Genomic DNA, 12,467 nt, shown 5'->3' with positions numbered 1-12,467 from the left:
ATCAGCGCGACGCCAGGTCCATGACCTTGATCTGTGTGGCTTCCGCCCGGTCGAGGAAGCCGGTGACGCGCCCCTCGTGCATCACCATGATGCGGTCGCTCATGCCGAGAACCTCCGGCATTTCAGATGATATCATGATGACCGCGACGCCCTTCCGGGTCATCTCGGTAACCAGGCGATGGATTTCGGCCTTTGCGCCGACGTCGATCCCGCGGGTCGGCTCGTCGAGGATCAGGATTCTGGGGTTCGTCAGCATCCAGCGGCCGATCAGGACCTTCTGCTGGTTGCCGCCCGAAAGATTTTCGATGCGCTCGTCCATGCTCGGGGTCTTGACCCGAAGCTTCCGGCACATCTCTTCGCAATCCGCTGAAAGTTCGCTCTGTTGCACGAACCCGTTGCGGACATAGCGGTCCTGAAGAACCGCGAGTTGCATGTTCTCGAGGACGTTGAGGACCAGCAGGCAGCCCGTATCCTTGCGATCCTCGGTCAGGAATGCCATGCGGTTGCGGATCGCTTCCGTCGGGCTAGTGATCACAACGCGCTTGCCGTCGATCGCGATCTCCCCGGATGAGGCAGGTGTCACGCCGAAGAGTGTCTCGGCGACGTTCGACCGGCCGGAACCGACGAGGCCGGCGACGCCGAGGATTTCGCCGGCGCGCACGTCGAAGGAAACATCCTGAAACACGCCGTCGAGTGTGAGGTTCTTGACCGACAGCACGACTTCGCCGAGCGGAACGTCCTCCTTCGGGAACATCTGGGTGATCTCGCGGCCGACCATCATGCGGATGATGTCGTCGCGGGTGACGTCGCTAGAGGCGTGCGTGCCGATATACTTGCCGTCGCGGAAGACGGAGAATTCGTCGGCGATCTCGAAGAGCTCGTTCATCTTGTGGGTGATGTAGACGATGCCGATCCCCTGGGCACGCAGGTCGCGGATGATCTGGAAGAGGTGGTCCACCTCGCGTTCCGTGAGTGCCGAGGTCGGCTCGTCCATGATGAGGACGTCGGATTCGTAAGAGACCGCTTTGGCGATTTCGACCATCTGGCGGTTGGCGACCGAAAGCTCGCCTACCGGCGTTTCGGGGTGGATCGATATGTTGAGGCGGTTGAAGAGCGCTGCTGTCCGACGGTTCATTTCGGCATGGTCGATGAAGCCGAAACGGTTCAACGGCTCGCGGCGGATCCAGATGTTCTCGGCGACCGTCATGTACGACATCAGGTTGAGTTCCTGATGGATCATGGCGATGCCGTTCTCCAGAGCGTCGAGCGGCGAATTGAGCTCGATTTCGGCGCCCTTCAGCCGCACCGTTCCCTGGTCGGGCTGGTAGATGCCGGCGAGGATCTTCATCAGCGTCGACTTGCCCGCGCCGTTTTCGCCCATAAGCGCATGCACGCTGCCACGTTTCAGACGGAAGGACACGTCGTCCAGGGCGACGACACCTGGGAATTCCTTGCGCACGCCTTCGGCGACCAGAAGGTATTCGGCGTTCGGAACGGCGCCGCTCTTGCGCACGGCGGCCATGGTGGACGGGCTGACCATCGCGACTTCTCCTCCCTAACTGTACAGGAATGCGGGCCGAAACCCGCATTCCGAAAGCCTTGCTTGCGAGATCAGTTCTTGGCCTGATAGTCCTTGAGGTTGGCCGGGGTGACGAGTTCGAAGGGAATGTAGACCTTCTTCTCGACAGCCTCGCCCTTGGCCAGCTTGAGGGCGGCGTCCACAGAGCCCTTGCCCTGGCCGGCTGCGTTCTGGAACACGGTGACGTCGAGGTCGCCGGCTTCCATCGCGGCAAGAGCATCCTGCGTGGCGTCGACGCCTGCGATCACGACACTGTCCATGCTGCGGCCTGCGGCCTTGAGCGACTGGATCGCGCCGATTGCCATTTCGTCATTGTTGGCGATGACGGCATCGAATTCCAGACCGGCCGAGAGCCAGTTGGTCACGAGGTCGGAACCCTGGGTGCGCGACCAGTTGGCCGTCTGCTCTTCGACGATCTCGATTCCCTTGCACTCGTCGGTGGCAAGGACGTCCTTCACGTCCTGGGTACGCATGCGCGCGGCCTGGTTCGAGAGTTCGCCCATCATCACGACGGCCTTGCCCTTGCCGCCGAGCAGACGGCAGACTTCCTTGGTTTCGAGCGTGCCGGACTCGGCCTCGTTCGAAGCGACGAACGCCTGCTTTTCCGGAAGTTCGTTGACGTTGACCGGCTCGCGGTTGACGTAGACGAGTGCGACGCCGGCATCGGCGGCGATCTTCGACATGGCGGCGGTGGCGTCGGTATCAACCGGGTTCACGATGATTGCATCGACGCCGGCGGCGATGAAGTTCTGGATCTGGCTCTGCTGCTTGGCGACGTCGTTCTGAGCGTCTTCGATCTGCAGGGTCACACCGTCGAGCGTCTTGGCGTAGTCGGACATGCCGTTGCGCAGGACGGTCAGGAAGTTGTCGTCAAATAGCGCCATCGAGACGCCGATCGTTTCCGCGTGAGCGGCCGTACCCATCAGGACCGACAGCGCAGCGCCAAGAATGTACTTCTTCATTTCTTTCCTCCTCAGTGGTGCCCGGCTTCACCTTGCTCCTGCCGGAAGCCGGATTTTCCGGCCGTGTGGATTCGGCCCGCGCTCCCCACGCGATGCGCAAAACGGAATAAACAGACCGTGCGTGTCAAAATGCAGATAATTTATTCCATTTTTTCGGATAGCCGTCAACGGGCGAATGAGGACCTCTGGCGAAGAATCCGGAAAATCGTGGAAAGGAGCGTGACGGGCGCCGGGAGTGCCTGGAATTCCCGTTCCATTTTTCAGGGAATGACACTGCGGGGAAAGGTCGCCGCGCGGTCGTCCCACGCGCAACCAGGCACGACGAAAAAGCCCCGCGACCGGGTCGCGGGGCTGCATCATTCTCCGGCGTCGGCCCGGCCTTGCGGCGGTCAGCCCTGATCGAGCGCCAACAGTTCAGAATAGGCGGAGAGATTGCTCGCCAGAACAGGATGACCCTGCATCAGGGCTTCGCCTTCGGTCGGGAACGGCAGATAGTCGCCGCCGGCTTCCTTCACGAGGCAGTAGCCGGCCATGCAGTCCCAGGCGCGCATATAAGGCTCGTAATAGCCGACGAGGCGGCCCGCGGCGACATAGGCGAGCATCAGGGCACCGGAGCCGTTGCGGATGAAGTTGCCGCCGATGCCGAGCAGGCCGGCGATGATCCGTCCGACCCGTTCGGGAGCCACATAGGTGTTGCAGCCGATACCGGTCATGGCGTTCTGGATCGTGCGGGTCGGATCGAGTGTGAGCGGCTTGCCGTTGAGGCTCGCGCCGCGGCCCGCCGCGGCGGCATAGAGTTCGTTGTCGCAGGGCACGTGCACCACGCCGACCACCGGGGCATTGCCGTGAAGGACGGCGATCGAGACGCACCAGGTCGGCATGCCGTTGACGAAGGGTGCCGTTCCATCGATCGGGTCGACGACCCAGGTGAAGCCGGAGGCCCCTTCAACGTGGCCGAATTCCTCACCGAGGAAACCGTCCTGCGGGAAGGCCGCCCCCACCCGGTCCCGGATCAGCGTCTCGACGTTGCGGTCGGCGATGGAGACGACGTCCTGAAGGTCGCGCTTCGTCTCTATCACGAGGCTGCCCCGGTTCTCGAAATAGCCAAGCGCAAGTCGCCCGGCCTCCTCCGCAATGGACCGCGCCAGCGAAAACCGTTGATCGATATCGGTGTCTTGCATGCTCATACTTCTTTCCTTCGGTGGAGATGTCATGTCGTGATCAGTGCAATGCCACGGTTCTTGAAAGCCAGTGTGACGTCGGCGGCAGGAGCGAAACCGCGCTCGACGGAATGGTCGACGACGAAGAAGGCGCCGACGTCCGTTTCGACTTCGTACTCGATGTGGTCGCCGAGATAGGCGGAATGCAGGACCCGGCCCCTGAGCCCCGGCTCCTCACCGCCGCCGAGGCGGATCGCACCCGGCCGCACCGCGAGCTTCGCGGCTCCACGCTTCGCATTGTTTCCCGGCAGATGATGTTCGAGGCTGCCGACCTTGACGAGCGCGCGGTCGGCATCGACGGAAAGGACCTCGCAGGAAATGACGTTTGCTTCGCCCATGAAATCCGCGATGAAGGGGGAGGCGGGCGCCTCGTAGAGTTCGCGCGGTGCGCCGGACTGGGCGATCTCCCCGTCCTTCATGACGATGATCCGGTCTGATACGGCGAGGGCTTCGTCCTGGTCGTGGGTCACGTAGACCGCGGTAAAGCCCAGCCGCTGCTGAAGGTCTCGGATATCTGTGCGCACCTTGCGGCGCAGGCGTGCGTCGAGGTTGGAAAGCGGTTCGTCGAGAAGCAGCACCTGCGGCTCCAGCACCAGTGCGCGCGCGACGGCGACGCGTTGCTGCTGGCCGCCGGAGAGCTCGGCCGGCAGACGCCCGCCCATTCCGGCAAGTCCGACGAGCTCCAGTCCGTGCTCGGCCTTCTCCCGCGCCACCTTCTTGCCGAGGTGGGAGGATTCGAGACCATAGGCGACGTTTTCGAGGGCGGTCATGTGCGGAAAGAGGGCATAGGACTGGAACACCATCGACACGTCGCGAGCGTTCGCCGGCAGCATGGTGACGTCCTTGCCGCCGATCAGGATGCGTCCCGAGGTCGGGTGTTCGAGGCCGGCCAACATGCGCAAGGTTGTCGTCTTGCCGCAGCCGGAAGGGCCGAGCAGGGTCACCAGCGTGCCCGGCTCGATGGTGAGGGAAAGATCGGGAATTGCAGTGAAGACGCCGAAACTCTTGCGAACATTTTCGAAGACGACGGAACCGGGCTTGTGGCTGGTCATACGGCTTTCTCCTGACCGATGGCGACAGAGGGAGTTCGGGGGGCTGCGGCGACACGATTTTCGCGGCGCAGGCGGCGCTCTCCGACGAGGAACTGGAAACCGGTGATGACCGCGAGCATCACCACGATCAGCATCGAGGAGTAGGCGATCGCCACACCGTATTCGCCATTCTCAACGAGACCGACGATGTAAGAGGTCGCCATGTTGTACTGGGCGCTGACCAGGAAGATGACGGCGCTGATCGAGGTGATGGCCCGCACGAACGAATAGACGAGCGCGGCGTTGAGCGCCGGCCTCATCAGCGGCAGGATCACCTTGCGGATCGTCCGGAAGCTGTCGGCTCTCAATGTGAGCGACGCCTCGTCGAGACTCTTGTCGAGCTGGCTCATCGCCGCGATGCCGCCGCGCACGCCGACCGGCATGTTGCGGAAGACGAAGCAGGCGATCAGGATGAGCGCAGTACCGGTCATTTCGACCGGCGGGAGGTTGAAGGCCATGATGTAGCTGACGCCGATCACCGTTCCCGGAATGGCGAAGCTCATCATCAGCGCGAATTCGAAGAGGTTTCGGCCGGCGAATTTTTGGCGGACGATGATATAGGCGGTGAGCAGCCCGACAGTGGCAGTGAGCGGTGCCGAGACGAGGGCAATCTCCATGGTCGTCCAGAAGGAGTTCCACGCCACGCCCGTCCAGGCAATCCCGCCGCTTTCGAAGCCGATCGAGAAGGCACGTGCGTAGTGGTCGAGGGTCAGCGAATTGTCGAGGCCCCAGGTCTTCACGAAACCGCCGAAGAGGATCATGCCGTAGACCACCACGGTAAACATCATCCACGGGATCGCCACCGCGTGCACGGCGACGGAGAGGCCGCGCGGAAGCGCGATGTGAACGCCGTTGTCGCCCTTGCCGGTGACGGTCGCAAAATTCTTGCCGGAGAGCCAGAGGCGCTGCGCGAGGAAGGCCGAAAGCGTGAAGGAGAGGAGCACGATCGCGAGCACGGCAGCGCGGGACGGATCGTTCTGCGATCCGACGACCGCGAAGAATATCTCCGTCGACAGGACACCATGGCTTCCCCCCAGCACCAGCGGGTTACCGAAATCGGCCATGCTCTCGATGAAGCCGATCAGGAAGGCATTGGCGAGGCCGGGCTTCATCAGCGGCAGCGACACGCGAACGAAGGTCCGCCAGCGGTCGGCGCGCAGGGTCTGCGAGGCTTCCTCCATCGAAGGGCTTACCCCTTCGACGACGCCGATCAGCACGAGGAAGGAGATCGGCGTGAACGAAAGAACCTGCGCGATCCAGATGCCGGTCAAACCATAGAGCCAGCGGCCGGGCTCGAGCCCAAACAGCCCGGATACTACTTCGGTGACGACGCCGGCGCGTCCGAAGAGCAGCGTCAGGGCGAGGCCGATGACGAAAGGCGGCGTGATGATCGGCAGGACAGTCAGCAGCCTCAATCCCTTCTTGTAAGGAAAGTGCGTGCGGGTCGACAGAAGCGCGAAGGCAAGCCCAAGCAGGGTCGAGCCGAGCGCCGTCATGATCGCGAGGAAAAGGGTGCGCCAGGCGACACCGCAACGTTCGCCGCCGGACACGCAGCCGAGGCTCCAGATGCCCGGGTCCTGGGCATTGCGAATGAAATTGTCGGGATTGAAGGAGCCGTCGAAATCCTGCACCGCGCCGACGAACATGCTGCCGATCGGATAGAAGACGAAGACCGTCACCAGAAAGACGAGCACGGAGATCGAGCCGACGATGAAGGCGTCGCCCTTCATCACGCCTCGCTCGGCGAGGCCGAAGGCGACAAGAAGCACGAAGACCAGCGACATCAGGACGGCGCCGGCCCCCATGGAGGGCTGGCCGTCCGCAAGCAAGCCGAACAGGGTCTCGCTGATCGTCCAGGTCCAGCCGGTGAAGCTGACCGCAAGGCCCTGAAGCGAGAGAAACAGGAGGCCGAGGGCGCCGGCGAGAACCAGGCCGCGGCCACGCCGTGCCGGATCCCGTAGGCTGCGGGCGAGGCCTGCGAGGGCGAGGAACAGCACCACACCGACGAGCCAGAATTTGCCGTGGCTCGTGATTTGCAGCAGCCCCGGAGCCGTCTCGGCTGTGGAAGGAAAATCGGCGATCCAGCCGAAACCGAAGTAGCCGCCCTCAATCCGGTACCAGGGCATGAGCGTCAGCGCCGCCGCCCCCAGCGCAAGGACGATGTCCAGTCTGCGATTGCCATTCGTCACGGCGAACCTCGCTCTCGTCACGTTCGAAAAGTTCAGGACCGGGCCGCACCCCGGCGTAGTCGCCGGGTGCGGCAGCCATTGCTTCGTCAGTTGGCGATCGCGCCGATCTCGCGATCCCAGCGCTCCAGCAGCGCCTTGCGTTTCGCCGAGTCGCCGTAGGTCTTGAAGTCGTAGTCGATGAGCTTGATGTTCTCGAACTTCGGCGCCTGCTCAGGCACCTCGGCGGTCTTGTTGGACGGCAGCTGGAAGGACTTCGCATCCTTCATCCGCGACTGCACTTCAGGCGAAAGGGCCCAGTCGTACCAGACCTTGGCGTTGTCGAGATTGCGGGCACCCTTGACGATCGACATCGAGCCGATCTCGTAGCCGGTGCCCTCGCATGGTGCCGCGACCTTGACCGGGAAGCCTTCCACTGCCTGGGCGACGGCATCATGCATGAAGACGATGCCGAGGCCGGTCTCGCCGCGCGCTGCGGCCTTGACCGGTGCCGAACCGGACTTGGTGTATTGCGAGACGTTGGCGTTGAGCTTCTTCAGGTAGTCGAAGGCCTGATCCTCGCCCATGATCTGCACGAGGGTCGCAAGTGCCGTGTAGGCGGTGCCGGACGAGTTCGGATTGGCGATCTGGATTTCGCCCTTCAGCTCCGGCGCGAGCAGATCGGCCCAGCAGGCCGGCTCCTTGTAGCCCTTCGTCTTGAAGATCTCGGAATTATAGCCCCAGCCGAGCGCACCGGCATAGACGCCGACAGTGCGGTAGCCCGAGCTTTCCGCCTGCTTCTGCGCCCAGTCCTGCAACTGGTCGAGTGCCGGAGACTTGTATTCGAGCGTCAGGTTCTCGGATGCCGCCTGCAGGTGCGGGTCACCCGTACCGGCCCACCAGATGTCGGTCTTCGGGTTGCGGGCTTCGGCGCGGATCTTGGCATAGGTTTCGCCCGACGACAGGCGGACCATGTTCACCTTGATGTCGTGGCTCTTTTCGAAGTCGCCCTTCATCTGTTCGCAGATGACGACATCGGCCGAGCAGATGAGGTTGAGTTCGCCTGCGGCACGGGCCTCGACGGCACCGAGCGCGGTGCCGGCAAAGAGCAGGATCGAGAGGGATTTCAGTCGCATGGCTTTCCTCCTGTTGCGTTGCGTCTGACTTCTGTTCGGGACCGGGCCGTGATCCTCGCGGGCACGGCAGGGCCCATCGGTGCCGCGCTGTCGCGGTCCGTTTCCTGGAACCTGGATCGGGTCTGGAGCTCTCAGAGCCGTCAGTGGACGGCGAGTATGTCCGTGTCGAAGCGTCTCAATAACCGACTTCGCTCTTCAGGGGAGCCGAAGGTGGCGAAGTCGTAGTCCACCATCTTGATCATTGAGATGTCGGGTGCCGTCGCGGGCAGCGCCGCCTTCGCATTAGACGGAACCTGGTTCTGTCCAGCGGCGATCCCCGTCGCCTGTCCCTCGGGGCTGAGGGCGAAATCGACGAATGCACGGGACGCATCGAGATTGCGGGCGCCTTTCACGATGCTGACGGCGCCGATCTCGTAGCCCGTTCCCTCGCAGGGCGCGACGATCACCAGGGGAGAGCCGGCCTCCTTCTGCGTCACGGCGTCATGCATGAACGATATTCCGATCAGGGTTTCGCCCCGGGCGGCCGCCTTGACCGGTTCGGCGCCGGCCTTCGTGTAGTCAGCGATGTTGCGGTCGAGGATCTCCATGAACCGGAACGCCTCCTCCTCACCAAAGAGCTGTACGAAAGTCGCAAGCGTCGTGAATGCGGTTCCTGAGGAGTTGGGATTGCCCGACTGGATCAGCCCGCGATAGGCGGAATTGGTGAGATCACGCCAGCAGGTCGGAGCGGGCACCTTGTACTGGCCCAGAAGTTTTAAATTGTAGGCAAAGCCGAGCGCGCCGGCATAAACCCCAGCCGATCGCCCACCCGACATGGCGTAGAAATTCTGCGCCCACGGCAGGAGATCCCGCTCCTGTGGCGACTTGTACGGCTGGAGAAGGTCTTCGGAGGCCGCCTGAAGATGCGTGTCGCCGGTGCCGCCCCACCAGACGTCTACCGTCGGCCGGTCGCGTTCGGCCCGGACCTGGTCGAGAATCTCGCCTGTGCTCTTGCGCACCATCGTGATCTCGGTGCCGGTCTTCGCCTGGAAGGCCGCCTTCATAACCGAACACCAGCTCTCGTCGACGCCGCAGAGGACGTTGAGAGTTGTCGCCGCCGCGCCCGGCTGCATCGAGCCGAGCCAAAGGGTCACTCCCAGACTGATGACAGCGACTGTTCGCACTTTGACGCTCCTCCCCCGGAACCTCCCCGTTCCGGTCCTGCGAGACAGCATGCCAGATCCGGCGCACGCTGCAATTTAAGAATGGTTACCGATGTTTCGCCGCAGGGCCGAGGGGTGTTGCAGGCGTTACAAAAGTTACAAATGTGACGGACGACCATAACGAGCGAGCCTTTGAACATTGTCCTCCGTCCGCCTATGATGGCGCCGGGAGGACGGACGCATGCTACAGGAGAAGGTGAGGATTCTGATCGTCGAGGACGATCCGGACATGGCGGAACTCATCTCCGATCTCGTCGAGGCCGAAGGCTGGCAGCCCGTCACCGCAGGCTCGGCGGAGGAGGCGGCCAGGCTGCTGGAGCATGAGTCCGTGCATCTGGTCCTGGTCGACCACAATCTTCCGGGCACTTCCGGGCGCGCCTTCGCCCAGCGCCTTCGCGCGCAGGCCAGCGTGGGCATCGTCATGGTCACGGCCGCGGGAAGTGCGACCGACCGCGTGCTCGGGCTCGAAACCGCCGCGGACGACTACGTCGTCAAGCCCTTCGAGCCGATCGAACTCACCGCGCGCATGAAGGCGGTGCTTCGACGGACAGTCCCTTCGCTGAAACAGGAAAGGGAAGGCGACCGCGAGCAGCAACCGTCATCGTCGCTCCGCCTCGGCGACTGGGCGGTCGACCTCAAGGGCCGACACGCGGTCTGCCTCGTCGATCGCAGCCGCACGCTGACGACGGCGGAATTTGCGCTGCTCGAGATCCTGGCGGAGCGTCCTAACGTGCCTGTGAGCCGCGCCCAGATCCTCGATCGCCTCGGGGCGGAAAGCGATCGCTACGTCGATCGCAATGTCGACGTGTTGATCCTGCGGCTGCGGCGCAAGATCGAGCGCAACCCGGATCTGCCGCGTCATATCCAGACGCGCCGGGGCAAGGGCTACGTCCTCCACACCGACGATGCCGAGCCGGCGCTGTGATCAGTCGTCCGTTCCTGTCCTCCATCGCATTCCGACTGCCCTTTGCCATTCTCTTCATCTGCTTCCTGGCGCTCAGCCTGGCGGTTACGGCGATCTACGGCCTCCAGAAGGCACGCGACGAGATGGCGGCCTACGGGCTCCAGGCCTTTTCCGGTCTCGCCAAGGCGTCGCTGGTCTCGCGGCAGGTATCCGACCTCGTGTCGAGCGCGCCCTTCCTCATGAATGCGACATCGCCGTACCGCGTCTCCAGTGAGAGCCGCGCCGTCGTGGTCCAGGTCGACAATCTGTTGAAGACCATAGAGAGCCAGTCGCGCGAGAACGCGCAGAAGGGTTTCGCGAGCCGGGAGGTTCTGGAGCTTCTGCAGACGATCCGCACGCAGACCGTGCGCCTGGTCGACGACGCAGAAGCCGCGCAGAGGCACAAGGCGGACGCGGCGGCGGCACTCGGCGAAATCGCCACCGGGCAGATCATCGTCGACGCCGGTCTGCGGCGGCGCCTCAACGGGATCGTTCAGGCGGCATCCAATTCGGACAGCCTCTTCCAGCTCGGGGAGCTGCTGCGCCGCTACGTCGCGGAAACCTCAGCACCTTCGGTCGCTGTCGCGGCGGCAGACCTCGAACCCTACAAGCGCGTGTTCGACGCGCAGACACGCTATCTGCTGGAAATGTTCGCGATCCGGGGCGCTGTGACGCGTCTCCATTCTGTCTCCCGCCAGCTCTCCCACGCAACGGAAACACAGAGCGAGGTGATAACCCGCAGCCTCAACGAGGACCTCGCGACGACGTCGGCGGCGCTGAGCCGTCTGCTGGTGATCGTCGCCGTGGCCTCGCTCCTCGTTCTCGTCGTCGCGGTGGTTTCGATCCGCTCCGTCATGCGCGTCTCGCGCGGCATCGTCGCGCTCTCGAACGGCATGAACGCCCTCGCCAAGGGTGAAAGCAATGTCGCGCTGCCGGCCTATTCCGGCTCGGAGACGGAACTGGTGCGGCTGCTGGTCGCCTTCTCGGCCTTCAAGGAAAGCGTCGACCGCGTGTCGCGCCTGCGCCGTACCGCCGAGGCCGCTGCCCGTACCATTCGCTCGACCTTCCGCAACATGAACGAGGGCATCGCGCTCTTCGATGCCGCCGGGCGCCCCATCACCATGAACCGCCGCGTGATCGAGCTCGTTGGACAATCGGGTTCCGCGCGCAAGCTTCCCTTGCGCCGGTTTGTCGAACAGATCCCGGAGATTGACCCGGTCCTCCTGCCGCAAGCGGACGAGGCGGGGCGGCTCGCCGAACGCGCAGTGCTGCGCCATCGCTCGGACGCCGGCCGCGTCATCGAGATCTCGCTGTCCCGGCAGCCGGACGGCGGCATCGTGCTTCTCGCGCGCGACGTGACCGAGACGGACCGCCAGGAGGCGGAGGCCGCCAAAGCCCAGCGCCTCGACGGGATCATGCGGATGACCCATCAGGTGAGCCACGAAGTCGGCAACATGATCGGCATCATAACCGGCAGTCTGGGGCTCCTGGAAAGGGAGCAGGGGTTCAACGACCGTCAGAAACGTCATATCGCCCGCATCCGGAAGGCGGCCGATCGCGGCCGGGCCCTTGCGGCGAGCATGCTGTCGGTCGGCAGCCAGCATCCGATCAGTCCGAGCACGGTCGACCTTTCGGCCCTTCTGCGCGGCATGGCCGATATTCTGGAGATCGCCGTCGGCCCGAAATGTCACATCCGGCTCGACCTGGCGAGCGACCTCCCGACGATCGACGTCGACCCGGCGCTCTTCGAGCAGTCGGTCCTCAATCTCTGCCTGAATGCCGCTGCGGCGATGCCCGATGGCGGCGCCATCGAGGTCGGGGCGCGGGCGGATGGCGGTGCCGTTTCCGTATCGGTGAAGGACACCGGCGTCGGCATGTCGCCGGAAGCCGTGGACAAGGCCTTCGAGCCCTATTTCACCACCCGAAGCGAAGACGGCGGAGCGGGCCTCGGGCTCGCCATGGTCTACGGCTTCGTCCGCCAGAGCGGCGGCGACGCGAAGATCGAATCCAGGGTGGGTGTGGGAACCACCTTGACGCTGGAACTTCCCACAGCTCACCCCGGTCGGTACGGCGCCTCACCGGCAACCCAGACGCCGTCGCAGCCGGAACGTGGCAGTACGCTCTGAACGATCTGCGCTTGTCATCCGACGAAGTCTCGAACCGGCCGCA

General features: G+C 63.8%; 9 protein-coding genes. 2 read left to right on the top strand and 7 right to left on the bottom strand.

All coding sequences use genetic code 11. The features are described from left to right. Nucleotide 1: 1 nt before the first annotated feature. The 7 genes from ACM6UT_RS15495 to ACM6UT_RS15465 all read right to left on the bottom strand — a co-directional run bounded on the left by ACM6UT_RS15495 (nt 2) and on the right by ACM6UT_RS15465 (nt 9,265). Entirely contained in the window at nt 2-1,540 is a 1,539-nt protein-coding gene (locus ACM6UT_RS15495) for a sugar ABC transporter ATP-binding protein (RefSeq protein WP_416798239.1), read from the bottom strand. A 71-nt stretch (nt 1,541-1,611) separates the two neighbouring features. Further along, nucleotides 1,612-2,541, bottom strand: a complete 930-nt coding sequence (locus ACM6UT_RS15490) for a sugar ABC transporter substrate-binding protein (protein ID WP_416798238.1) — start codon at nt 2,539-2,541, stop codon at nt 1,612-1,614. A gap of 389 nt (nt 2,542-2,930) precedes the next feature. Continuing rightward, the gene (locus ACM6UT_RS15485) at nt 2,931-3,728 is read right to left on the bottom strand and encodes an inositol monophosphatase family protein (RefSeq protein ID WP_416798237.1); all 798 of its coding nucleotides are present in this window, start codon (nt 3,726-3,728) and stop codon (nt 2,931-2,933) included. 23 nt (nt 3,729-3,751) lie between these two features. Beyond that, nucleotides 3,752-4,813, bottom strand: a complete 1,062-nt coding sequence (locus tag ACM6UT_RS15480) for an ABC transporter ATP-binding protein (RefSeq protein WP_416798236.1) — start codon at nt 4,811-4,813, stop codon at nt 3,752-3,754. Continuing rightward, nucleotides 4,810-7,041: an ABC transporter permease gene (locus tag ACM6UT_RS15475; protein WP_416798235.1), complete on the bottom strand. Its 2,232-nt coding sequence runs from the start codon at nt 7,039-7,041 to the stop codon at nt 4,810-4,812. The genes ACM6UT_RS15480 and ACM6UT_RS15475 overlap by 4 nt, the downstream gene beginning before the upstream one ends. A gap of 86 nt (nt 7,042-7,127) precedes the next feature. Then, a complete protein-coding gene (locus ACM6UT_RS15470; protein WP_416798234.1) occupies nt 7,128-8,153 on the bottom strand; it encodes an ABC transporter substrate-binding protein in 1,026 nt (341 codons plus the stop codon). 140 nt (nt 8,154-8,293) lie between these two features. Continuing rightward, entirely contained in the window at nt 8,294-9,265 is a 972-nt protein-coding gene (locus ACM6UT_RS15465) for an ABC transporter substrate-binding protein (protein WP_416798265.1), read from the bottom strand. Between the two features lie 271 nt (nt 9,266-9,536). On the opposite strand from ACM6UT_RS15465, the gene ACM6UT_RS15460 reads away from it, so the two are divergent. After that, complete coding sequence (locus tag ACM6UT_RS15460; RefSeq protein WP_416798233.1) at nt 9,537-10,280, top strand: response regulator transcription factor; 744 nt, start codon at nt 9,537-9,539, stop codon at nt 10,278-10,280. After that, entirely contained in the window at nt 10,277-12,424 is a 2,148-nt protein-coding gene (locus ACM6UT_RS15455; protein ID WP_416798232.1) for a two-component system sensor histidine kinase NtrB, read from the top strand. The genes ACM6UT_RS15460 and ACM6UT_RS15455 overlap by 4 nt, the downstream gene beginning before the upstream one ends. Nucleotides 12,425-12,467 lie beyond the last annotated feature (43 nt).

The organism is Ciceribacter azotifigens (assembly GCF_048159625.1).
GTDB classification, from domain to species: domain Bacteria; phylum Pseudomonadota; class Alphaproteobacteria; order Rhizobiales; family Rhizobiaceae; genus Allorhizobium; species Allorhizobium azotifigens.
The sequence above is the reverse complement of the archived record's forward strand: the minus strand, read 5'-3'. Positions and strand labels throughout refer to the sequence as shown.